Origin of the sequence: Sulfurisphaera ohwakuensis, assembly GCF_009729055.1 — an archaeon.
GTDB classification, from domain to species: domain Archaea; phylum Thermoproteota; class Thermoprotei_A; order Sulfolobales; family Sulfolobaceae; genus Sulfurisphaera; species Sulfurisphaera ohwakuensis.
Genome location: NZ_CP045484.1, coordinates 1,793,806 through 1,814,970, shown reverse-complemented (window position 1 = coordinate 1,814,970; position 21,165 = coordinate 1,793,806). Strand labels below are relative to the sequence as shown.

General features: G+C 35.2%; 21 protein-coding genes and 5 pseudogenes. 18 read left to right on the top strand and 8 right to left on the bottom strand.

Annotation, left to right across the window (positions count from 1 at the left end):
- Positions 1 to 119: 119 nt before the first annotated feature.
- The 10 genes from cutB (at position 120) to D1869_RS10005 (ending at position 9,980) form a co-directional block, all read left to right on the top strand.
- Positions 120 to 971, top strand: a complete 852-nt coding sequence (gene cutB / locus D1869_RS10050; protein WP_156014983.1) for a glyceraldehyde dehydrogenase subunit beta — start codon at positions 120 to 122, stop codon at positions 969 to 971.
- A complete protein-coding gene (gene cutC / locus D1869_RS10045; RefSeq protein ID WP_156014982.1) occupies positions 958 to 1,449 on the top strand; it encodes a glyceraldehyde dehydrogenase subunit gamma in 492 nt (163 codons plus the stop codon). Before cutB ends, cutC begins: the two co-directional genes overlap by 14 nt.
- Positions 1,446 to 3,680, top strand: a complete 2,235-nt coding sequence (gene cutA, locus D1869_RS10040; RefSeq protein WP_156014981.1) for a glyceraldehyde dehydrogenase subunit alpha — start codon at positions 1,446 to 1,448, stop codon at positions 3,678 to 3,680. Before cutC ends, cutA begins: the two co-directional genes overlap by 4 nt.
- A 232-nt stretch (positions 3,681 to 3,912) precedes the next feature.
- Complete coding sequence (locus D1869_RS10035; protein WP_156014980.1) at positions 3,913 to 5,721, top strand: FAD-binding protein; 1,809 nt, start codon at positions 3,913 to 3,915, stop codon at positions 5,719 to 5,721.
- Complete coding sequence (locus D1869_RS10030) at positions 5,718 to 6,872, top strand: NAD(P)/FAD-dependent oxidoreductase (RefSeq protein ID WP_156014979.1); 1,155 nt, start codon at positions 5,718 to 5,720, stop codon at positions 6,870 to 6,872. Before D1869_RS10035 ends, D1869_RS10030 begins: the two co-directional genes overlap by 4 nt.
- The gene (locus D1869_RS10025) at positions 6,869 to 7,150 is read left to right on the top strand and encodes a ferredoxin family protein (RefSeq protein WP_156014978.1); all 282 of its coding nucleotides are present in this window, start codon (positions 6,869 to 6,871) and stop codon (positions 7,148 to 7,150) included. The genes D1869_RS10030 and D1869_RS10025 overlap by 4 nt, the downstream gene beginning before the upstream one ends.
- Positions 7,151 to 7,245: 95 nt before the next feature.
- On the top strand, positions 7,246 to 7,635 hold the full coding sequence (locus D1869_RS10020) for a CBS domain-containing protein (protein WP_156014977.1): 390 nt from the start codon (positions 7,246 to 7,248) through the stop codon (positions 7,633 to 7,635).
- 59 nt (positions 7,636 to 7,694) lie between these two features.
- On the top strand, positions 7,695 to 8,102 hold the full coding sequence (locus tag D1869_RS10015) for a PadR family transcriptional regulator (RefSeq protein WP_156014976.1): 408 nt from the start codon (positions 7,695 to 7,697) through the stop codon (positions 8,100 to 8,102).
- The gene (locus D1869_RS10010) at positions 8,095 to 9,099 is read left to right on the top strand and encodes an ATP-binding cassette domain-containing protein (protein ID WP_156014975.1); all 1,005 of its coding nucleotides are present in this window, start codon (positions 8,095 to 8,097) and stop codon (positions 9,097 to 9,099) included. The genes D1869_RS10015 and D1869_RS10010 overlap by 8 nt, the downstream gene beginning before the upstream one ends.
- The gene (locus tag D1869_RS10005) at positions 9,096 to 9,980 is read left to right on the top strand and encodes an ABC transporter permease (RefSeq protein ID WP_156014974.1); all 885 of its coding nucleotides are present in this window, start codon (positions 9,096 to 9,098) and stop codon (positions 9,978 to 9,980) included. The genes D1869_RS10010 and D1869_RS10005 overlap by 4 nt, the downstream gene beginning before the upstream one ends.
- Positions 9,981 to 11,098: 1,118 nt before the next feature.
- On the opposite strand, the gene D1869_RS10000 is transcribed toward D1869_RS10005, so the two are convergent.
- From D1869_RS10000 to D1869_RS09990, 3 genes and pseudogenes are all read right to left on the bottom strand, one after another.
- Positions 11,099 to 11,458 (bottom strand): type II toxin-antitoxin system VapC family toxin, encoded by a 360-nt coding sequence (locus D1869_RS10000; protein ID WP_156014973.1) that lies wholly within the window; start codon positions 11,456 to 11,458, stop codon positions 11,099 to 11,101.
- Positions 11,455 to 11,679: a type II toxin-antitoxin system CcdA family antitoxin gene (locus D1869_RS09995; protein WP_156014972.1), complete on the bottom strand. Its 225-nt coding sequence runs from the start codon at positions 11,677 to 11,679 to the stop codon at positions 11,455 to 11,457. The genes D1869_RS10000 and D1869_RS09995 overlap by 4 nt, the downstream gene beginning before the upstream one ends.
- Positions 11,680 to 11,749: 70 nt before the next feature.
- Positions 11,750 to 11,893 (bottom strand): annotated as a pseudogene (locus D1869_RS09990) (IS1 family transposase); the annotation flags it as partial.
- Positions 11,894 to 11,941: 48 nt separating this feature from the next.
- Here D1869_RS09990 and D1869_RS09985 point away from each other — a divergent pair.
- On the top strand, positions 11,942 to 12,550 hold the full coding sequence (locus D1869_RS09985) for an IS607 family transposase (protein ID WP_156014971.1): 609 nt from the start codon (positions 11,942 to 11,944) through the stop codon (positions 12,548 to 12,550).
- Positions 12,534 to 13,840: pseudogene (locus tag D1869_RS09980) on the top strand (IS200/IS605 family accessory protein TnpB-related protein). Before D1869_RS09985 ends, D1869_RS09980 begins: the two are co-directional and overlap by 17 nt.
- Before the next feature lie 3 nt (positions 13,841 to 13,843).
- On the opposite strand, the pseudogene D1869_RS09975 reads toward D1869_RS09980, so the two are convergent.
- Positions 13,844 to 14,196, bottom strand: a pseudogene (locus D1869_RS09975) (IS1 family transposase); the annotation flags it as partial.
- Positions 14,197 to 14,730: 534 nt separating this feature from the next.
- Between D1869_RS09975 and D1869_RS09970 the strand changes: the two are divergent.
- Positions 14,731 to 14,973 (top strand): AbrB/MazE/SpoVT family DNA-binding domain-containing protein, encoded by a 243-nt coding sequence (locus D1869_RS09970; RefSeq protein ID WP_156014970.1) that lies wholly within the window; start codon positions 14,731 to 14,733, stop codon positions 14,971 to 14,973.
- On the top strand, positions 14,954 to 15,322 hold the full coding sequence (locus D1869_RS09965) for a PIN domain-containing protein (RefSeq protein WP_156014969.1): 369 nt from the start codon (positions 14,954 to 14,956) through the stop codon (positions 15,320 to 15,322). The genes D1869_RS09970 and D1869_RS09965 overlap by 20 nt, the downstream gene beginning before the upstream one ends.
- 253 nt (positions 15,323 to 15,575) lie before the next feature.
- Here D1869_RS09965 and D1869_RS09960 read toward each other — a convergent pair.
- The 4 genes and pseudogenes from D1869_RS09960 to D1869_RS09945 form a co-directional block, all read right to left on the bottom strand.
- Positions 15,576 to 16,620, bottom strand: a pseudogene (locus D1869_RS09960) (transposase).
- A gap of 87 nt (positions 16,621 to 16,707) precedes the next feature.
- Positions 16,708 to 16,929, bottom strand: a complete 222-nt coding sequence (locus tag D1869_RS09955; RefSeq protein ID WP_231113595.1) for a DUF4322 domain-containing protein — start codon at positions 16,927 to 16,929, stop codon at positions 16,708 to 16,710.
- Between the two features lie 503 nt (positions 16,930 to 17,432).
- Complete coding sequence (locus tag D1869_RS09950; protein ID WP_231113594.1) at positions 17,433 to 17,756, bottom strand: nucleotidyltransferase domain-containing protein; 324 nt, start codon at positions 17,754 to 17,756, stop codon at positions 17,433 to 17,435.
- Positions 17,744 to 18,157 carry a HEPN domain-containing protein gene (locus tag D1869_RS09945; protein WP_156014967.1) on the bottom strand — a complete coding sequence of 138 codons (414 nt, stop codon included), beginning with the start codon at positions 18,155 to 18,157 and terminating at the stop codon, positions 17,744 to 17,746. Before D1869_RS09945 ends, D1869_RS09950 begins: the two co-directional genes overlap by 13 nt.
- Before the next feature lie 190 nt (positions 18,158 to 18,347).
- Between D1869_RS09945 and D1869_RS09940 the strand changes: the two genes are divergently transcribed.
- The 4 genes and pseudogenes from D1869_RS09940 to D1869_RS09925 all read left to right on the top strand — a co-directional run bounded on the left by D1869_RS09940 (position 18,348) and on the right by D1869_RS09925 (position 21,127).
- Positions 18,348 to 18,764: a HEPN domain-containing protein gene (locus tag D1869_RS09940; protein WP_156014966.1), complete on the top strand. Its 417-nt coding sequence runs from the start codon at positions 18,348 to 18,350 to the stop codon at positions 18,762 to 18,764.
- On the top strand, positions 18,748 to 19,077 hold the full coding sequence (locus D1869_RS09935; RefSeq protein WP_156014965.1) for a nucleotidyltransferase domain-containing protein: 330 nt from the start codon (positions 18,748 to 18,750) through the stop codon (positions 19,075 to 19,077). The genes D1869_RS09940 and D1869_RS09935 overlap by 17 nt, the downstream gene beginning before the upstream one ends.
- A 228-nt stretch (positions 19,078 to 19,305) precedes the next feature.
- Positions 19,306 to 20,319, top strand: a pseudogene (locus D1869_RS09930) (transposase).
- A 331-nt stretch (positions 20,320 to 20,650) separates the two neighbouring features.
- Positions 20,651 to 21,127, top strand: a complete 477-nt coding sequence (locus D1869_RS09925; protein WP_156014964.1) for a hypothetical protein — start codon at positions 20,651 to 20,653, stop codon at positions 21,125 to 21,127.
- Positions 21,128 to 21,165: the final 38 nt, after the last annotated feature.

Genomic DNA, 21,165 nt, shown 5'->3' with positions numbered 1-21,165 from the left:
CATTTGTTACCATAATAATGCTAAGAAAAAATATGAATAGTTGTTCATATTTTACATTAATTACTTTTTATACGAAACGAATACAAAAATTTTTATATTGTAATGAGTAGAAAGACTTAATGTTTCCTCCTCAATTCGGATACTATAGACCATCATCTCTTGCGGACGCATTAGATTTTATGAGTGGTGGAGGAACAAAACCTCTTGCTGGCGGACAAAGTTTAATACCTATGTTAAAGTTTCGCCTTATACAGCCTAAATTCCTTGTTGACCTTAACTCTCTTAGGGAATTATACTTCATAAGAGATGAGGGAAATACAGTCTCTATAGGTTCTATGATAAAACACGCTGATATTGTTAAAGATCTAACTATAAAGAATAAATTACCGTTACTTTCACATACAGCATCGAAAGTTGGAGATATGCAAGTTAGAAACATGGGTACAATAGGTGGAAGTCTAAGTAATGCCGATCCATCGGCAGATTATCCTGCAGTAGCCTTAGCCTATGATGCAAAAATGGTTTTGATTTCATCTTCTGGAGAAAGAGAAGTTCCTGCAAAGGATTTCTTTAAGGGTCCATTCACTACTGAACTTAGAGAAGATGAAATACTTAGAGAGATAAAATTCCCTGTACTTCAAGGTTACAAATTTAAGTATGAGAAAATTGTTAGAAGAGCCGGAGACTTTGCTCTAGTTGGAATGGCAGTTTTAGCCAAAGTTGAAGGTAATAAGGTTGAAGATATAAGAGTAGCCTATACTGGGGTTGGTGATAAGCCTTATAGGCCCTATGAGCTTGAGAAAATGCTAGTTGGTGAAGCTTCATTAAGTAAGATTAAGGAATTTGCAGAAAAAGTTTCAAACTCCATTAATCCTCCCTCTGATTCAAGAGGGAGTTCATCTTATAGAAGGAAAGTTACTCAACTCGTTACCATAAATGTGTTAAAAGAGGTGTTAGGTGTTGTTAGTTAGACCAGGAGAAAAAGTGAAAATTAGGGTAAAAGTTAACGGAGTCTGGTATGAAAGAGATATTGAGCCCAGAATGTTATTAGTACATTTCCTAAGGGACGAACTAGGCTTAACTGGTACGAAAATTGGTTGCGATACCTCTACTTGTGGTGCTTGTACAGTATTAATGAATGGTAAGTCAGTTAAATCATGCACAGTTTTAGCTGTTCAAGCTGATGGCGCAGAAATAACTACTATTGAAGGCTTATCATCAGATAGTAAATTACATCCAATCCAAGAGGCATTTAAAGATAATTTTGCCTTACAATGCGGTTATTGTACACCTGGTATGATTATGCAAACTTACTATTTACTTAAGGAAAACCCGTCACCAACAGAAGAGGAAATAAGAGATGGTTTACACGGTAATATCTGCAGATGTACTGGTTATCAAAACATAGTAAAAGCTGTACAAGATGCTTCTAGGAGGATGAGAGCATGAGGTATGTTGGTCAAGCAGTTAAAAGACTTTATGATGATAAGTTCGTAACCGGAAAAAGTACTTATGTTGACGATATTCAAATATCAGCACTATATGCTGGATTTGTAAGAAGTCCCTATTCACATGCTAAAATAAAGAGCATAGATGTTACAGATGCACTAAAGGTCCCAGGTATAGTTGCTGTATACACTTACAAGGATTTGGCACCTTTAATAAAAGACGGTATAAGAATTTGGACCACATATGAAGATCCGAGGATGTGGAAATTTGTTCCCAGAAAGCCGTTAGCTGATGATAAAGTTAGATTTGCCGGTGAGCCTGTAGCAATAGTTGTTGGTGTAAATAAATATGTTGTTAGAGATGCTATTGATAAAGTAAACGTTGATTACGAGAAATTACCATCAGTAGTAAAAATGGAAGAGGCTTTAGAAGATAAAGTAATAATCCACGAGGAGTTAAAAACTAATGTAGCCTTTGATCAAACCTTTAATGGTGGAAATGTAGAAGAAGCCTTTAAGCAAGCAGATAAAGTTATCCCAGTTGAAATAACTAATAATAGATTAATTCCATCACCAATGGAACCTAGAGGTATAGTTTCACGCTATGAAGGCGGAACATTAACAATATGGTATTCTACTCAAGTTCCTCATTTAGCTAGAAATGAGTTTGCGAGAATATTTGGAATACCAGCTAGTAAAATAAGAGTAATAATGCCAGATGTTGGTGGAGCTTTTGGAAGCAAAGTTAACTTTATGCCAGAAGAAGTTAGCGTTATAGCCTCTTCAATAAAGTTAGGAAGAGCCGTAAGATGGACAGCTACAAGAAGTGAGGAAATGTTGGCATCAGAGGCCAGACATAATACGTTTAAGGGAGAAGTAGCAGTAAAGAACGATGGTACGGTATTAGGCATAAGAGGTGACTTACTAGTCGACTTAGGTGCTTATTTAACACTTACTGCACCATTACAACCGGCAATAATTCCACTAATGGTACCTGGACCTTATAAGATTAAAGGCGTTAGTATAAGAAGTAGGGCTGTTTATACTACTACCCCACCAATTACAATGTATAGAGGTGCTAGCAGACCAGAGGCAACATTTATCATAGAGAGAATTATGAGTATTGTAGCCGATGAATTAAAGTTAGACGACGTAACTATTAGAGAGAAGAATTTAGTAAGGGCAAATGAAATGCCATATACAAATCCCTTTGGACTGAAATATGATTCTGGTGATTACTTGGCTTTACTAAAGGATGGAATACAGAAACTCCAATACTATGAATTAAAGAAATGGGCTGAAGAAGAGAGAAAGAAGGGAAGAAAAGTAGGAGTTGGTATGGCGTATTATCTGGAAATTAGTGGTTTTGGCCCTTGGGAATTTGGAGAAATCAGAGTCGATGAAAACGGTGATGTATTAGTTATCACTGGAGGAACTCCTCACGGTCAAGGAACAGAAACGGCAATCGCACAAGTAGTTGCAGATACTTTGCAAATAGATATTAATAGAATTAAGGTAATATGGGGAGATACAGAAACAGTAGTAGCAAGTATGGGAACTTATGGTTCAAGAACAGCAGCTGCTGCAGCTAGTGCGGCTATGGTTGCTTCAAAGGAAGTATTAGAAAAAATGAAGAGAATTGCGGCTAGGTTATTAAATGCAGATGTAGAAGAAATTGAGTATGAGAGTGGAGAATTCTATAATAAGAAAGATAAGAGTAAAAAAGTAAGTTGGAATGATGTAGCTAGAAACGGTTATTATGGTAAAGAGTTAGGAATATCAGCCCAAATAATCTTACCTGGTGATGTTACATTCCCGTATGGTGTTCATGTAGCGGTTGTTGAAGTCAATGACTACGGTATTCCTAGAGTATTAACATACAAAGCATATGATGATATAGGTAATGTAATAAATCCGGCATTAGCTGAAGGTCAAATACACGGGGGTGCCGTGCAAGCTGTTGGACAAGCATTATATGAAGAGGCTATCATTAACGAAGATGGACAACTCACTGTTACTTATGCTGATTACTTTATACCGACAGCTGTTGAAGCACCAAAGTTCGAGAGCTACTTCGTTGAAAAACCTCACACATCAGCATGGCCTACAGGTGCTAAAGGAGTAGGTGAAGCCGCATTAATAGTTGGACCTGCCGTGATTATCAGAGCATTAGAGGATGCGACAGGGAAGAGGTTTACAAAGACACCCGTTAGACCTGAAGATATATTATAATAAAAAGGAATCTAACTTTTTTAACTTTTTGCTTTACCTGACTATTTCATCAAGCGAAATTATATATTGTGCTTTCTAGTTGTAACCAGAAAGTTTCTACGTCGTATATTATTTAATTAGAGCTTATGCTTCTTAATTAAAACTCTACCTTAAAGCGTTGTTTAAAAAATTCAATATGATTTTAAAAATATCAAATGTAGATTTATATACGTATGATTAGATATTATAGTTGATGAGAATATTTGTTTCAATTAAGCAAGTTCCAGATGCCGATGATTTAAGAATAGATCCAGTAACAAATAATCTTGTAAGGGAAGGAGTCCCAGCCGTAATTAACCCACCAGATTTACATGCAATTGAAGAGGGAATTAGGCTTAGAGAAAGGTACGGTGGAAAAGTTATAGTAATTACTATGGGCCCGCCACAAGCTGAAAATGCCTTAAGAGAAGCAATAGCGATGGGTGCTGACGAGGCATATTTAATAACTGACAGAGCTATGGCTGGTGCTGATACATGGGCAACCTCATATACTTTATACAAGGCAATAAAGAAGATTGGTGAAGGCGATATTTACTTATTCGGAAGAAGAGCAGTGGATGGAGAAACAGAACAAGTTGGACCACAAACTGGAAAATGGCTGGGAATTCCTTCAGTTGGTTATGTGTCAAAATTCATAGAAATTGGTGAGGGAAAAGCCAAAGTAATTAGGACTGTTGAGAACGAGGAAGAAGAAATAGAAGTTCCTTTACCTGCAGTTTTTACAGTTTTAGAAACGATAAATAAACCCAGAGAGCCTGATATTCTTAGCCTAATTAAATCAAAAACCGTTAAGATACCTAAATTATCTAAGGATGATATAGGTGCTGAGCCTAATAAAATTGGTTTATCTGGCTCACCAACCAAAGTAATTAAAGTTCATCCACCACCAAAAACAAGAAACCCAGAAATTTACAGAGGTAATGATGCACCACAATGGGTTTATGATAAAATTGTTAAATCGTTGAAGGAAGTCAATGAAATAAAAGAGACATATGTTAAACCCCAACCAAAGGCTAAGGTAAATGGTGAAATATGGGTTTATATTGACCATACTGGAGATGAGGTAAACAGAGTATCATGGGAAATTATGTCTGAAGGGAGAAGAATAGCAGATCTCTTAGATACTAAATTAGCTGGTGTAATAGTTGGAGATGATGAGGTTAAACCAATTATTAAAGAGGCATTTAATTACGGTGTTGATAAGGTATATCATGCTAGAGTTAAAGGATTTCCGTTCTACATTAATGATGTTTATACTAGGGCTTTATCAAAAGTTATTAAGAAATATAAACCTGAAGCCATATTCTTCCCTGGTACAAGAAATTCAAGGGAATTAGCTTCAACTACTGCAATAGAAGTTGACACTGGATTGATTGCTGATTGTGTGAGTTTTGATGTTGATGAAAAAGGAATAATCTATTCAACAAGACCGGATTTCGGAGGAAAGGAAATGAGTACAATTATTTGTCCTAATCATAAGCCAGTTATGATAACAGTAAGAGGTGGAGTGTTTTATCCCATTAAAATTCCAAAGGAAGGAGAAGTCATAGTTGAGGAAATAGAAGATCTTTCTACTAAATTTAAAGTATTGAATTACACTAAACTACAGAAGAGGAATGTACTAGCTGAAGCAGATATAGTTGTAGGTGTTGGTAGGGGAATTAAGTCACCAGAAAATATTAAACTTGCTGAGGAATTGGCTTCAGTACTTAACGGAGTTGTAGGTGTTTCTAAGCCCTTAGCTGATATGGGCTGGTATCCTAAAGAAAGACAGATAGGTCAAACCGGGACTACAATTAGGCCTAAGCTTTACATTGCTCTCGGAGTTTCTGGAGCAGTACAACACCTTGTAGGAATTTCTGGAGCGAGAAGAATAATAGCGGTAAACATAGATCCCGAAGCACCGATATTTCAAAATTGTGATTATGGTGTAATAGGAGATATTTTTGAAGTAGTCCCAGAATTAATTAAAATTGTCAAGGAAAAGGGTGTTCCGCAATGAAATACGATGCAATTGTAATTGGTGCTGGTCCATCTGGTTCAGCATCAGCTTATACTTTAGCAAAAAATGGGTATAAAGTACTTTTAATAGAGAGAGGCTCAGAACCCGGAGCAAAGAATGTTTCTGGGGCGATGATAAGGGAGTCTGAAATTTCTAAAGTCTTTGAAACTAAGGATATCCCATTTGAAAGAATAGTAAAAAGAGTTAGACTAATTTTCAGAAGTAAAGATGATGAAAGTGAGATTGTAGTTAAACCTAAGAGTAAACTGTATACGATTTCACGTTTAAAATTCGATAAATGGTTAGCTCAAAGGGCTGAAAGTGCGGGAGCATTATTAATTACTAAAACTACTGTAACTGGAATTGAAGGTAATAAAGTTATAACTGAAAGGGGAAGCGTTGAAGGAGATAAGATCGTTATTGCAGAAGGAGCTAACGCTTTACTTTCAATGTCCTTAGGGCTTAGAAGAGAGTTAAAGAACGAGGAAACGGTCTTAGGAGTAAAAGAGGTTTATGCATCTACAAGAAATGAAGTTGAGAAAAGGTTTAATCTACAAGGTGATGAAGGAGAAAGCTGGAGGATAATAACCGATTATCCTTTTCCATCAGCAGGTTTTATTTATACTTACAAGGACTCAGTAGCTATAGGTGTTGGAGCTAGGGTTGATGAGATTATAACTATGGGTATCAGACCTTTTGAACTTCTGGATTCATTTAAGACGCCATACGCAGAGTTAGTAAAAGGTTTCTCACTAAGGGAATACTCGGCAAAGATAATTCCTGAGAACGGATTTCCATCATTTAAACCTTGTGAAGGATCAGTTTATGTTGCTGGTGACGCGTTAGGATTAGTTGACCCGCTAACTTTTGACGGCATTGGACCAGCAATTATATCAGGTTACTTAGCCGGAAAGGCTGAGAACTGTTACTCATATTCAAAAATGCTTTTCGAAGCTAGAGAAATATCTAAGGTTATAAAATCAAGACCACTAGTTAAGGAGTTATTGCCAAACATAGGCCTTTATTCTCATCTTGTTAATGATTTCTTAACAAGTTGGGTTGAAGGAGACTTTTCAAAGTTAAAATATTACAAAAGCAGTTTAGGTAAACTCATGAAGCATTTAATCTTAGGTTTAGGGGTGATAGAATGAGAGTAGAAGAAAGACTTTACACACTAAGATATAAAAGAGATGAGAAACCACACCTTGAGATAAAAGATCAACAAGTTTGCAATAAATGTCATGAGACTTATAAATCACCATGTATTACCGTTTGTCCAGCAAACGTATACTCTTTTGTCGAAGGAAAAATAATAGTCTCATATGAAAATTGCCTTGAATGCGGGGCTTGTAAAATAGTTTGCCCATTTAATAACATTGTCTGGAAATACCCGAGATACGGTTTAGGAATATCTTTAAGATACGGATGATATATAATATAAATTCCCTTTTATTCTTTTTTATTATTTCTCTCCTTATTTTCTCTATAGAAAAGCTAAAATAGTTTTATTACGTATATATATTTATGTTAATAGGTCAATTAATTACTAAAAATTTAGTAAGTCTACCTTCAAACTCAACAATTAAGGAAGTAGCAGACATGATGATAAAGGAAAATGTAGGTTCAGTAGTTCTTAAGGATGGAGATAAGATAACAGGGATCGTAACTGAGAGGGATATAGTCAATGCTGTCCACAGAGGATTAAGTCTCAATTCACCAGCTATCGAAATAGCTTCAACTAATTTAATAAGGATTGATTATAACAAGAGTATTTATGACGCTTTTTATTTAATGACCAGGAACAATATTAGGCATTTGATAATTGAAAAAGACGGAAAATGTGTGGGTGTTATATCAATAAGAGATGTCGCTAAGGCTTTCTCTCTAATGATAGCAGAGCAAATGAGTTATTGACATACTATCGATTTCGATATATCGAAAAATTTAAATTTATTACTATCGATTTCGATAGTATGAGTGAATTAATAGCAAAGCAAAAAGGTAGATTGAGGAACCTTATACTTTGGCTATTATGGCAGTCTCCGAGGAGAGGAATAGATATTATTGACGATATATATAAAATGACCTGGGGCTGGTGGAAACCATCACCCGGCTCAGTATATCCCTTATTAGCAAAAATGGAAGAAGAGGGAGTTATAGAGAAGTTAGATGACGGAAGATACAGTATTACACAGAAAGGAATTGAAGAGATAAAATATCTTTTACCATCAAGATATTCCGGCTCAGTGGAAGATGCAGTGGAGGAACTTAAAGGAATTTTAATGTTTTTTAAAGAAGTTGATAGAAATAAGCTTCACCCTCATAAAGAGAAGATCCTAGAATTATTAAAACAAATACAAGGGGTGATAGAAAATGCGTAATGTAATGATAAAAGCAATAAACCTAACCAAAAAATTCGGTAACTTTGTGGCTGTAGATCATATAAACTTCGAAGTCTATGATGGAGAGATTTTTGGTTTCTTAGGACCAAACGGAGCAGGAAAGTCAACAACTATCAAAATGCTAACAACAGTGCTAAAACCTACAGAAGGAACTGCAATCGTTAATGGCTATGATATAATTAAAGAACCGGCTAAAGTTAGGCAGTCAATAGGTGTAGTACCCCAAGAATATACCGCTGATGAAGACCTAACAGGTTGGGAAAATATTATGATGATGGCCGGGCTTTACGGAATACCTAAAAGCGTTGCAGAAAAAAGGGCAAAGGAATTGTTAGAGATGGTAGAACTAACATATGCTGCAAATAGGAAAGTCTCAACTTATTCCGGAGGGATGAGAAGAAGATTAGAAATTGCCATGTCCTTAGTTAGTAGACCCAAAGTGCTATTTCTTGATGAACCAACGATAGGTTTAGACGCACAAACTAGAGCAGCTATATGGCAGTATATTAGAAAGTTAAAGGAAGAATATGATATGACAATATTCGTAACTACTCATTATTTAGAAGAGGCAGACATGTACGGGGACAGAATTGCAATAATAGATAAAGGTAAAATACTAGCTATTGGTTCACCTAAGGAGTTGAAAGAAAGAATAGGTGGTGATGTTATCTCATTACAAACAAATAATGACGAAAAAGCACTGACAGTTCTTTCCAATCTTTTCACTGACGGTATACTTGAAGTTAAGAAGTTTCAAGACGGTATAAGAATAAAAGTGAAAAACGGGGAGGAAAAAGCACCAGAAATCTTAGAAGTCTTAATGAAAAATGGTATTAAGGTTACTAGAATGTCAATAACAGAACCTACAATGGATGAAGTTTACATGGAGATAACTGGTAAAAGTTTAAGAGATGAAGAAGCAAGCTCACAGGAAATGTTTGCATTTAGAAGAACCTTAAGGAGGGCGAGAGGATGACAGTAGAAGCTCAAAAAGAAGAAAGGAGAAACTTATCGCCTTATCACGGTTTATGGACACTAACATCTAGAGAATTAAAGAAGTGGTATAAAGCCCCAGTAATCCTTTTACTATCCATAATACAACCAATATTCTGGATAGCATTATTTGGAAAAGCTATGAATTTAGGGAGCATATTTACTGGCACATCAATAAACCTTCCCGGAATAACGATACCTAAGAGTATAATTGATCAAATTGGACAAGAAATACTTAAACAAACATTTGGGACAACGGATTACTTCTCCTTCCTAGCTGCAGGAATGTTATCCTTTATCGTATTATTCACTTCGATGCAGAGCGGTATGTCAATAGTCTGGGACAGAAGATTAGGTGTGCTAGATAGATTATTAACAACACCAGTACCTAGAGGAAACATAATTATAGCTAAAGTACTAAATTCTGTTATAAGATCATTAGTTCAGGCAACAATAGTCTTAATAGTCGCAGTATTACTGGGAATGACTTTTGCACCGGGTATTAACGCTTTAGATTTCTTAGGAGTTTATGCAGCATTATTCCTAATGTCTTTTGGGCTATCATCACTTTTCCTAATGCTCGCATTAAGAGCGAGTGACTGGCAATCACAAATGGCAATAATGAACCTACTTAACTTACCGCTATTGTTTACCAGTAATGCATTCTACCCAATAAAATCAATGCCCTCATGGTTAAAGCCCATAGCTTATATAAATCCGCTAACCTACTCTAACGGTGCAATAAGAGGACTCCTATTGGGAATACAGACAAACTTAACAATTGACTTCCTTTATCTAGGCTTGTTCGCATTAATTTTATCTACTATAGGAATCTTACTATCATGGAAGTACTTATCAACGTGAATCTACTTTTTTATTTTTAATTATTGAACTATTAGGACTAACATTGAGAAACTAGTATATGGATACGTCTATGTTTTTAAGACAAGCAGTGAGTGATACTGACTTTAATAATGGATTTAGTTGGTTAAAATTTATTTAACATTTTACGGAAAATTTTAGGAATATAGAGTTTTAAAATAATAAGTTTTGATTATAAATCTTTTATATTAAAATACTTATAGCCTGTATAATATAGTGGCAAGTATCATTATATAGCAGTTATGCTAATTTAACGCAAGTTAAATATATTCATTGAGTTAACGGTTAGACTAAAATTTTTTCATTAGATATATTTCTATATTTTATATTTTTTATAGATTAACGTTAGAATTTAAAAGTTTCTTCGTTATCTTAGGACTCATAAGGAATCAAGGGAAAATAGCATAACTGCTAATTATAATTATCAAGTAAATGAAGATGCAAAAATGATTAAAAGATGATCGAGTTAGGAATCGCTAAGTCGAAGAATGAAGCTATAAATATACTGAGAATATGGAAGGGTAAAAACATAGAGAAGAAGTTACGAACAAGAAGAAGTGATGAGCTTGGTTAATAAACGGTTTGAAGAAGGTTTTCCTTATGAACAACTTAATTCTGTTTTAAGGGAAGAAAGGTGTAAGTGATCTTCAATATTTTGATATAAATTTCATATTATCTTTAGTTGAGGAGAATTCTAATTATGGAAGGGCAATAGAAAACTGAAGGTATCATAAGAAATAACAGCTTTTATCCTTATAGTTACTTACGTTTATTTCTAATCACGCCACGGTTCCATATTCCTCGATTAGCACTTTGCGTAAACTCTTAGGGTTAAATAGTTTTTTAGAAGACTGCGTATAAGGCTTTGGTATTTTTATATTAAAAACTGTTAAATATTATTATTTACCTTAAATTGAGATCAAATATTAAGGTAAATGTTCATATGAATTATACAATGTAACAATTTTCCAATAAATGCTACTCGATATTATGATTAATTTATAAGAATTTTTATTCGTTTAGTATAGGAAAAACCTTTTTATACTTTATCTAGAGTGTCTGAACTTGTAGAAGTTTCTAGGAAAATGATGTTACGGTTCTTAATTCTTAATTTTCTTACTTTCTATTGCTCCTCTACTTATTAAATCTTTATCGTCACTTACTAGTGGAATATTATATTTTCTACTCAAAAATAGATAAGTAGCATCATAATAAGTCAGATTTTCATTAATTGCAATCTCTAATACTTCCTTGGATAAGGTCACATTTTCTATCCTAATGAACTTTAATATGTTTGTAAAGTCAGATAGTAAGTCAATCCTCTTAATCTTCCAAAGAAAATTTCCGAGCTCATAGTATACTAAATCAGCAGTTATACACTCTTTAAAAAGGTCTATCGATTCATCTTTAAGTCTTTGAATCAAATTAATAATCGCTGATGTATCTAAAACATACTTCACCTTTGTCTGTCCTCCCTAATTAGCCTTACAACCTCTTCTGCGGATAATTTTAACTCCTCCGCAATTCTCTTAGAGGACTTTCTTGCTTCTTCCTCTTCTCTCTTCTCTATTTCTTTCTCTAGCGATTCTCTAAGTATTTCCGATATGTTAATACCATACTTTCTCGCTTTTTCAACTACTTCTTTTCTGACTTTAGTTGATATTGTAACCCATTCTGTCATATACGTTACTTAATATTTTGTAGTAATAAATTTTACTACAATGTTTAAGAGTGTGTCCATAGTGTCGTCATTATGTTATAAATTCTGGTATTAACTTTCTCTCCCACAAGACTAATGCTATCGAATATTTCACCATCTCTAAACTCCTATTAACAGCCTTAGTAGACCTCTTAAGACGCACAAGCCTATCCCTAAGCGAAGAGTGAAAAGACTGTAACATTTCTGCGTAACTTTTAAATACTTCTAGTTACTTCTAATTACTGTGGAGAGGTATTTAACACCTAGTGAAGTTGCCGAGATCTTTGGGATGAGTAGGAGTGGTATTATTAAGTGGATTAGGGAAGGGAAAATAAAGGCTATTGAAATTAACGGTAGGTGGAGAATACCTTACAGTGAAGTAGAAAGATTAATAAGTGGAAAAGAAAAAGTTAAACAAGTAGCAATTTACGCTAGAGTCTCATCAAACACACAAAAGGACGACTTAGAGAGACAACTAAACACGTTGAAGGAATGGGTTAAGAAAACCTTCGGAGAAGTGAGTGTAACTGAAGTTAAGGACATTGGCTCTGGATTGAAAGAAGATAGAAGAGGATTAAAGAAACTCATAGAATTAGCCAAGAGGAGACAGATCGATACAGTAGTAGTAGCATACAAGGACAGACTAACACGTTTCGGCTTCGAATACCTCGTAGAGTTATTCAAAGCTTACGGAGTAAACATCATCGTGGCTTTCCAAGATGAGCCAAAGGATTACATACAAGAGCTAGTAGAGGACTTTGCAGAAATCGTAAAATCCTTTGCTTCAAAAATTTACGGCCATAAGTACGAGAAGGTGATAAAATGTGTTGAAGACACTGAAAAGGACAATTAAACTTGATAGCGACTCTCTGAACAAGTGGAAATACCACGTTCTTAGAGAGATTGAGGGATACCAAAGAAACATAGTTAATGAAATGATTAACATAATACTCTCTGAGGGCTTACCAACTACTAGGAAGAAGTTGCACGAGAGGTTTTACAGTTATTATAAGGAAAAGTATCCCTTCTTACCTTCAAGGGTTATTGAAGGATCCTACATCGTAGCCGGTAGGATAGTTAAGAGTTTTAGGGAGAGGAGAAAGAAAGGACTAACGAGAAACCAGAGTATAAGAGGGTCGTGATCACAATCCCTAACACGGTTAATTGGAAGTTTAACAGAGTGTCTGTTAGCGTTTTAACCCACAAGGGTTGGGTTGAGATCCCCCTCAAGTTCACTAAACAATTCATCCACTATTTATATGAGGGTTGGAGGGTTTCTCAAGAACTCAAGTTAAGGTTAGTGGGTAGGAGAGTCCTAGTCTGGTTAACATTTGAGAAGGACGTTGAGGTGGAAACGAAAGAAGGTAATTATGTTTCTATTGACGTTAACGAGAATAATATCACTTTAGCGGTTTTTGAGGGTTTCAAGCTCAAGGAGTTGAGGCGTTATGAGACTGGATTAGGGAGGATTGTTATTAACTACTCCTTGAGGAGGGAAGAGGTTACTAAGGGGTACTCAACTAAGGACGAGCTAATTAAGAAAAAGTTGAGGAGGTTGAGGGAGAGGGAGAGGAAGCTTGATATCTTGAGGAAGAGTGTTAAGAGGGTTGTTGAGTTGGCTAGGGATTTAAAGGTAAAGGTTGTGGTTGGTAAGTTTTCATCAAAGGCTAAGGAGAGGATGGGGGGTAACAAGAATGGTAAGCTTAGGCATAGGATTCATCAGTGGAGTGTTGTTAAATTCATTGAAATGCTTAAGGCTCAGCCAATAGATGTCACGGAGGTTTCAGAATCATATACTTCTTCCATAAACCCATTTGATGGTGAGAGGTTGGGGAAGAGTAAGCAAGTAGTGGAGAAGGTTATCAAGGTTTTTAATCCCTACCTGATGACGGGCTCTGCTCACGAGGGTAGGGGTATTAAAGTAATCAAAGTTACTGCTAGGTACTTAGATGGTGGGGAAATATTGTTAGAAAGGAATTCAATTGCACCTCTTAACCTTGTAAAGAAGGTGGATGGGAGGGTATTGGTGTTTCCCTCGACTAGTCCCAATGAGTTAAGGGTGACTGTGTATGATCCCTTAAGAGGGGTGCCCTTGGCGGAATTAGAAGTAATTAAAAGTAAGGATAAGTTACGCCATGGGTAAACACTCATTAGGATTAACGGGAGAAACAATCGTGTGATCCCTCAACTTATAATCATCACTGACCCAAACCCCACCATCGGGCAAATACCTCTTGACCTCGCTAAAAGCCCTCTCATCCCTATCACCAACAGAGTAAATCAAATAGAAGCCGAGACTAGTATAAACAAAACACGTGAAAAACCACTTGTAAAAAAGCCCAAGCATTTCTAAACAAGTAAGTCCACATCTCATCAACAGCCTTAGTAACAACCCTACCATTAACCATATCCTTAGCCCTACTCCACGAGCCTCTCCCTACCATAACGCTTAATCCAAGTAAACACAGTACCCAAGGGAACATTAAGCACCCTAGAGATGTTCCACAGATATAAGGAAAATATGGTCTGAAGCAAGAGGAATTGCTAAAAACATTAACCATAACCCTCAACTGCGGAGCTTAGAGATACTCCCGATTATAACTAAACCTATACACCTAGGGAACTGTTATATAGCCCTTTTTTGTTCTTGTATAAGATCGACGAGTATGAAAATAATTTAGTTAATTTAATATAAATTATATAAAATATAAATTTTTATTCATGATTAGATCTATTTGCAGATAAATTAAGGTTATGACGATTTCATTCCATATCCGAATTTTTATTGTATAATCACACTGTTCAATGGGAACTAAACTTTTATGAGGACCCTGCAGTGACTTAAGATAGGGAATAGATTTAGCCAAATCTAATGAAAATTTTATAATTAAGGCAATCATTCTTTAAAAATGTGATAGATTTCTATCTAAAATTTTATTCAATTCATCGAGAGAGGAAAATCATTACTAACATCATTCAAGCTTTTGAGTAATCATAGCTAACTTTATATATTACTATGGAAAGTTACTATATATGGAAGAAGTTAAAGTTACGAGAAACTATCAGATAACTATCCCCTCCACGATCAGAGCTAAACTAAATATTCGAGTTGGTGACAAACTGTTAGTTTATGTTGAAAATAATAAAATAATTATAGAAAAGAAAAGCGGAAATATCACATCGTTAAACCTTAAATTAGGTAGGAAGTTTACCGATGAAGATATTAACAAAATCATAGCCGAGGCTGGAGAGGAAATTGGAAGAAGTAGTAGTTGATACCAATTTTGTGATTGCTGTAATTTTTGAGGATCATATTTTTCATAAATTAGCAATAGATGATTGGGGAAAAATACACAAAGCTTATTTGCCTATAATTGCTGTTTCTGAACTTGCATACTTCTTAATAAAAAATAGATTTAATTTAGATGATGTTTTAGAAAATGTTTTATCTGATCCGAAGATAGAAGTAGTCGAAAATACTTTGGAGGACGTATATTTCACAATAAAAAATTCGCCTAAATCTTATGATGATTTTAACGATTATATGATAATTTCTCTAGCTAAAAGACTGGGGCTTAAAATACTTACTTATGACGAGAAAATGAAAAGAAAACAAAAAAGTTAAGTACCTTCTAACTATTGCCGTGAGCTTTGATACTTACCAAGATAGATAAATTCCGACAACTGAGCTGAAAGTCAGTATGGGAATCTCGTTTATTGCAAGATAAATTAAAACTTAGAATAAATTGAATTGAATTCAATTAATTTACGATAAAATATCATATATTTCGACCTATTGCAACTAATAAATAATACTTTTCTTGAATATACGAGAGATATACAATTTATTTAACGTTGACAGAAGAGGAAGCATAGAATCAGCTGGACTTGAGGGAAAACGCCTTCCGTGATAACACCCTTGCCCTAACCCTTTTACCCCTTGAGTTACACGATACCTCAAGCCCCTCCAAGAGAGACTCACAAAACTCCCACAACCTCACCCTCCTCCAAGAACGAACCAAAAACCAAACATTCAAGAGAAAATAGGATAGAAGAACGAGAATCAACTCCTTCCCAACATCACAAGTCCTAGTCCTAACCCTAAACTCCTCAAGAGAACGAAAAGCATTCTCAACACCCCACCTCTCCCTATACATCTCAGCCAAAACAACAGCAGTCCTAACATCAACCTCACCTAACTAAAAACCCTATAACCTTACCATCCTCCCTCTTTAGTATAACTAGATAAGCACCAGAATCATGCCTTACACACAAGAAACCAACATACCTCACCCCAGCATAATCAACTTGCTTAAGCCTCTTCTCATACTTCCTATACATCTGAGCCTTAGCAGCTATGACAAAGTCCACACCAAGAGATACTTGATCGCATCGTTTACTGCAAACTCCCTATCTGCAAAGACCATGACGAGCTTAAGTCTCTCGTTGTCTAACTCTTCCTTAAGAACTTGGATTACCTTCTTGAAGTCTTCGGCTATTCTTTTTATTGTTATTGGTAGAACGTCTAAGAAGGCTTTTTTTCTTCCTAGTAGGAAGATTGTTGCTTGGGCTAGTCCCCAACTGGTCCCTTTGGTTGGCCTGCTTAATAGTGTTTTATCCTTGTGGTATTGTATGAAAGTCTATTGCTACTCTTTTATCTCTTGTTTCTCTTAATGTTTTCTTTCCCGATTCTTTGATTGCTTTTCTTATGTCTTCAACATTGATGTGGTTCAAGATCCTCAAGGTTCTTCTTCCCTCGTTTCCTAGTCTGCTCAAGTAGGTTCCTCTAGCCTTGAGTAGGGTTCTCAGTAGTTGTTTAAGTTCATAAGGGAAAAATATTTGAGCTAGTATTGTGTAAATTAATTTGAGGGCGGACCTAATAAAGTCTCTATTGATTTGCTTGACCCCTTTTGTCCTAGCCATATAGTTAGGTCCGCCCTCGCTTATACAAACTTTTCTACAAAAGTTAGCATAAATTAGATTTTTTCTGAATTTTATTCATCTCGTTTTTTACGCGAAAAAAAAGGTTCCCATACTGACGTAGTTTCTTACTGTTTGTGGTGAGATGCCAAATTCTTTTGCCTTGTTTTCTGCTGAATCTTTTGTTAGTGCTGCTGTTACAAGTGTTTTCTTGACTTCTTCTGCCTTTCTTCCCTTGAAGTTTATGATGGAAAATAATTTTTCCTTGATTTGTGTAAGTGTTTTTGGGTGGATGGAGTCTGGTATTATCAAGTTGGTTCCCCTAAGGTAATACCACTCCGTCCACCTTAACTTTTATTACAAAATTTTCAAGATAATAGATAATTATTCCTTGTAATTATTTTTGTAAAATGAATTTGGGGTCTAGGGAATACACTATACTTGCTCCTCAAGGGGACAACGAGCAAGGAAGACTTCCGCTTACTCCTAACCATCTTGCTCTTACAAGATAATATTACTATTTTCCAAGAATATTTAGCTAAATTATTTTATCTATTTTTTAACTCTCTTGAATTATTTTCGGGGTGATGAAATTGAGGTCTAGGGTAAAATGCTATTTGAGATTAGCTTTCTCTGATGAGACTGAACTATGAAGCATCTCGAAAAAAGAAACTCTCATCCATAACGGTTAGCCCATTAAGAAAAAATGACTGTTTATCACAGTCTCCTTAAACTCCCTAATAGAGCTGAGAAAAAGTGTCATTAATATTTATACACTTTATCCCAATTTTTGTAATGTCGTAAGAATGGCTGTATCATACTTCTACATACTCTTTGACCAACTTTAAAAAGAAATCCTCTTCCTTCTTCATAAGTACTTGAATATTTATTACAGCTATTTCCTCGTCTACTCCATTAAGTATTTCCAAAGCTCTCCTTATCTTTTCCTTATCTGTTAGCTCCTCGTCATAAAATACTGCTATATCCAAATCGCTACTACCCGTGATTTTGCCCTTAATTACCGATCCAAATACTATTACTTTATCAACTCTTCCCAGTTTTTCAGCAGCTAACTTTACTCCTTCAGCAATTTTCCTCCAGTTACTTTCTAGGTATTTTATGTAATCTAGTCCCCACACAACTTCTCCCCCCATATTTTCTTCATTAGAGGTAAAATTATGTTTTCTACTGTATCTAAACAATCCGAGGCTAACTCAGAATCAACATCAACTGGTGAATATTGGCCTTCAAATCTACTAAGTTCTACTAAGTTGAGTTCCTTTCTCTTTTCCTTAACTAATCTACCTATCTCTTCTAGTTTAGTTAAGTTAGCCAATTCACTTAAAAGCTTCCTAATGTTATGGGTTTCTGGATATACAAAACCGAGAAATAGATAAGTGGATTTTATTAATAGTTCAGCTGAAATTTGACAGTTAGTTGCCGAAACATCATAAAGCCCTTCATGGAAAGCATCTTTAGCAACTTTTAAGTAACTTAATGCCCTCCTACAAAGCAAAGATGCTTTTTCGTATGAACCCATCTATATGATATTAGGGAATGAGCATAAAAGCTTCGTTTATCTCCTCAAATAAGTGTTGGGTATTCGCTTTGTTACTTCCTATTTTATGAAAATGAGATATTTTTATTGTTTCCACAAAATTTTATATTACGTATTATGCAAATTGGTGAAACGAATGTAAGTTTAATAGCCCTTCAGTTTACTATAATTTATGAGCGGAAATTACGTAAAAAAGCTTAAGGAAAGGGCAATGAGTGCACTTAATATAGCGAAAAGCACTAATTACTCTAACTGGAAAGTATTTCTTGCAGAACAAGCTGCACAGCTTTATATTAAGGCTGTTTATTACGAGTTAATTGGGGATAGACTGAGAGGACATGAGATAAGAGGTTTAATAGGTCAGTTAGCATTAGAACTTGAAAAGAACGGATTTTTGGAAGAGGCTAAGAAACTTAGAGATTTTGTGGTTAGAAATCGTGATGTTTTATTTTTCCTAGAGGAAAGTTATATTGATAGCAGATATGGTGAGGAGGATTTTGAAGATAGGTTTGTAGGTGACGCTATTAAAGTAGCCATTGATTTAATTGATCTCTTGGAAGAGGTTGTTAAAAGTGTCAAGCTGGGTTAAAAGAAAATTTGAGCATCTAAGGAAGTGGAGAGAATATGCTGAGATTATTGCTAAGGCTTCAAAGGACATTGACCCTAATTCTAAAGTTTATGTATTTGGAGGAGTTGCAGAGGACAGAATTACGGTTTTAAGTGATATTGATATTCTGATTGTTTCTGAAGTCAAGGAGAGGTTTAAGTTTAAGTTAGAAGTATTTAAGAGAGCTTTAGACGTTTATGGTCTTCCTTTTGATGTCCCGGTAGAATTGCACGTTACTGACAAAGAGGGGTTTAAAGAATATTTAAAATACTCTAAGGTCATAGAAATAGATTAGATCAAGTTGACGATAAACAATTAGAAGTATATTAGATACTCTGTATGATATCATAATTAAATTTATATGCTAGATCTTATTTTATACAAGTAGTCAATGTAGCTCTTCTAAGGTTTGTTAAGATAGTAAATATTTGTTGGTTTGTTTCTAAATAGCATTTGTCGGAAAATCCTTGCAGTTTAAGGAGACCTTGAAAACTTTTTAAAAATTAACTAACAAAAATATCGGATGAATACAAACTCACTAATCCAAGCGTATTACAAAGCACTTCAAGAAGCATTACAACAAATATTCACAACCTAGCTTGAGAAAAGACACACTAGCAAAACTAGTACTTGGAGGAGTAATGGGTGGAACAGCAACAGAAATAGCAACGCGCATGGACTACGACACAGTACCTTAACAAACTAGCAAACTGATCAAAATAGTAAAAGAGATAGTACAAGACCACCCAGTACAACTAATAATAGACGACACACATGATCACAAACAACACGCACTACCAGTATCAAGAAACGGAGCACAAGTCTTCTACTGCAGAGAACACAAAAGATACGAACCAACAATACAACTACTCATAATAGCAATAAAAGACTTAAAAACAAACGAAACCTACATAGTAACAATACCCTACATACCACAAAAAGTTGCAAAAATACTCAAGAAGAAGCAGAGTTTAAAACGAAAATCCAACTTGGAGTTACTATCACTTCTAGAGAAAGAATTTAACATTGTATTGAAATCGTTTGACTCTTGGTATGTTAATTCTAGGACTCTTTTATCTAATACCGTCGGGGAACTTAAGTCCAACTCGCGAGTCGCCGAGGGTGGTAGGCTTGTGCCAGTTGGCGAGTTCCCCGAGGGGGAATACCTAGTTGAGTATTTAGGTATTCCCATAAAATTACTTGTAATAGATGATTATAAGGGTTTTGGAAGGAGGTCTTCTCTACCAACGTTAATGATACTGCTGAGGATATCATAACTGCGTGGGAGAATCGTTGGGATATTGAGGTTTTGATTAGGGAGCTTAAAGCCTTGGGATTGGAGAAAGGTTCTTTCCTCACTTGGGTTAGGAATAAGGGGTTTATAACCCTTAAGGCCCTCTCCTTACTCTTGGTACTCTTGTTTAAGTATTCCCTTGGTTTGTATTTGGGTGCCAAGAGGATAGCAAGGGTGATAAAAAGTATTTATCAATCTTTGGGCGGGATTAAGAAACTTTTTAAGAGAAGGAAAAAGACGTAAAATGCTAACTATACTTGCTCCTCAAGGGGACAACGAGCAAGGAAGACTTCCGCTTACTCCTAACCATCTTGCTCTTGCAAGATAATATTACTATTTTGCAAGAATATTTAGCTAAATTATTTTATCTATTTTTTAACTCTCTTGAATTATTTTCGGGGTGATGAAATTGGGGTCTAGGGTATCCTATTTACTAAAATTAGATATAAGTATTAGAAAATTCTTTGTAAGAATTATCTTGTGCAACGATTTTCCAATAAATGCTACTCACTCATCTACTTTTTAACTAAGTTCTCCTAAAAATATTTTTAATCTCCACATTAAAAATTAAATTATGCCCAAAGAGTTGACTCCCTTAGAAAAGTTACAGTTACTCGTTCCTGGCTACAGAGGATATAAAGTTAAGGACTTAGTAAGGCAAGATGATTTTCTAATCAGGCAATCTACGATATCTAAGTTGGAGAATGCAATCAATAATATTGCTCAACAAGAGTCTCAAATAGCCTCTATAGAACCTTTCTCTCCTCTTTTAAAGAAAATGGAGTATTTACAATCTCAGTTGAGATCAATAATTGGGCTAATAGGGTCTCAACAAGGTGGTGGAGCAGATGTTTATGCTAGGTATAAGATACAGACTGAACAACTTGATGAGATAGTGAGTAATGACTTACAAATGGTTAGTATTGCTAATGATATATTAAACCTATCAACCTCTGCAGAGAATGTTGATGTTATACTTTCTATGATAAGTAAGTTGAGGGAAGTTATAATAAATAGGAATAAACTACTCTTCCCACATGAGGCGAGATAAATACTTTAACACCTCCTATGGTTTCAAAAGTTTGTTAG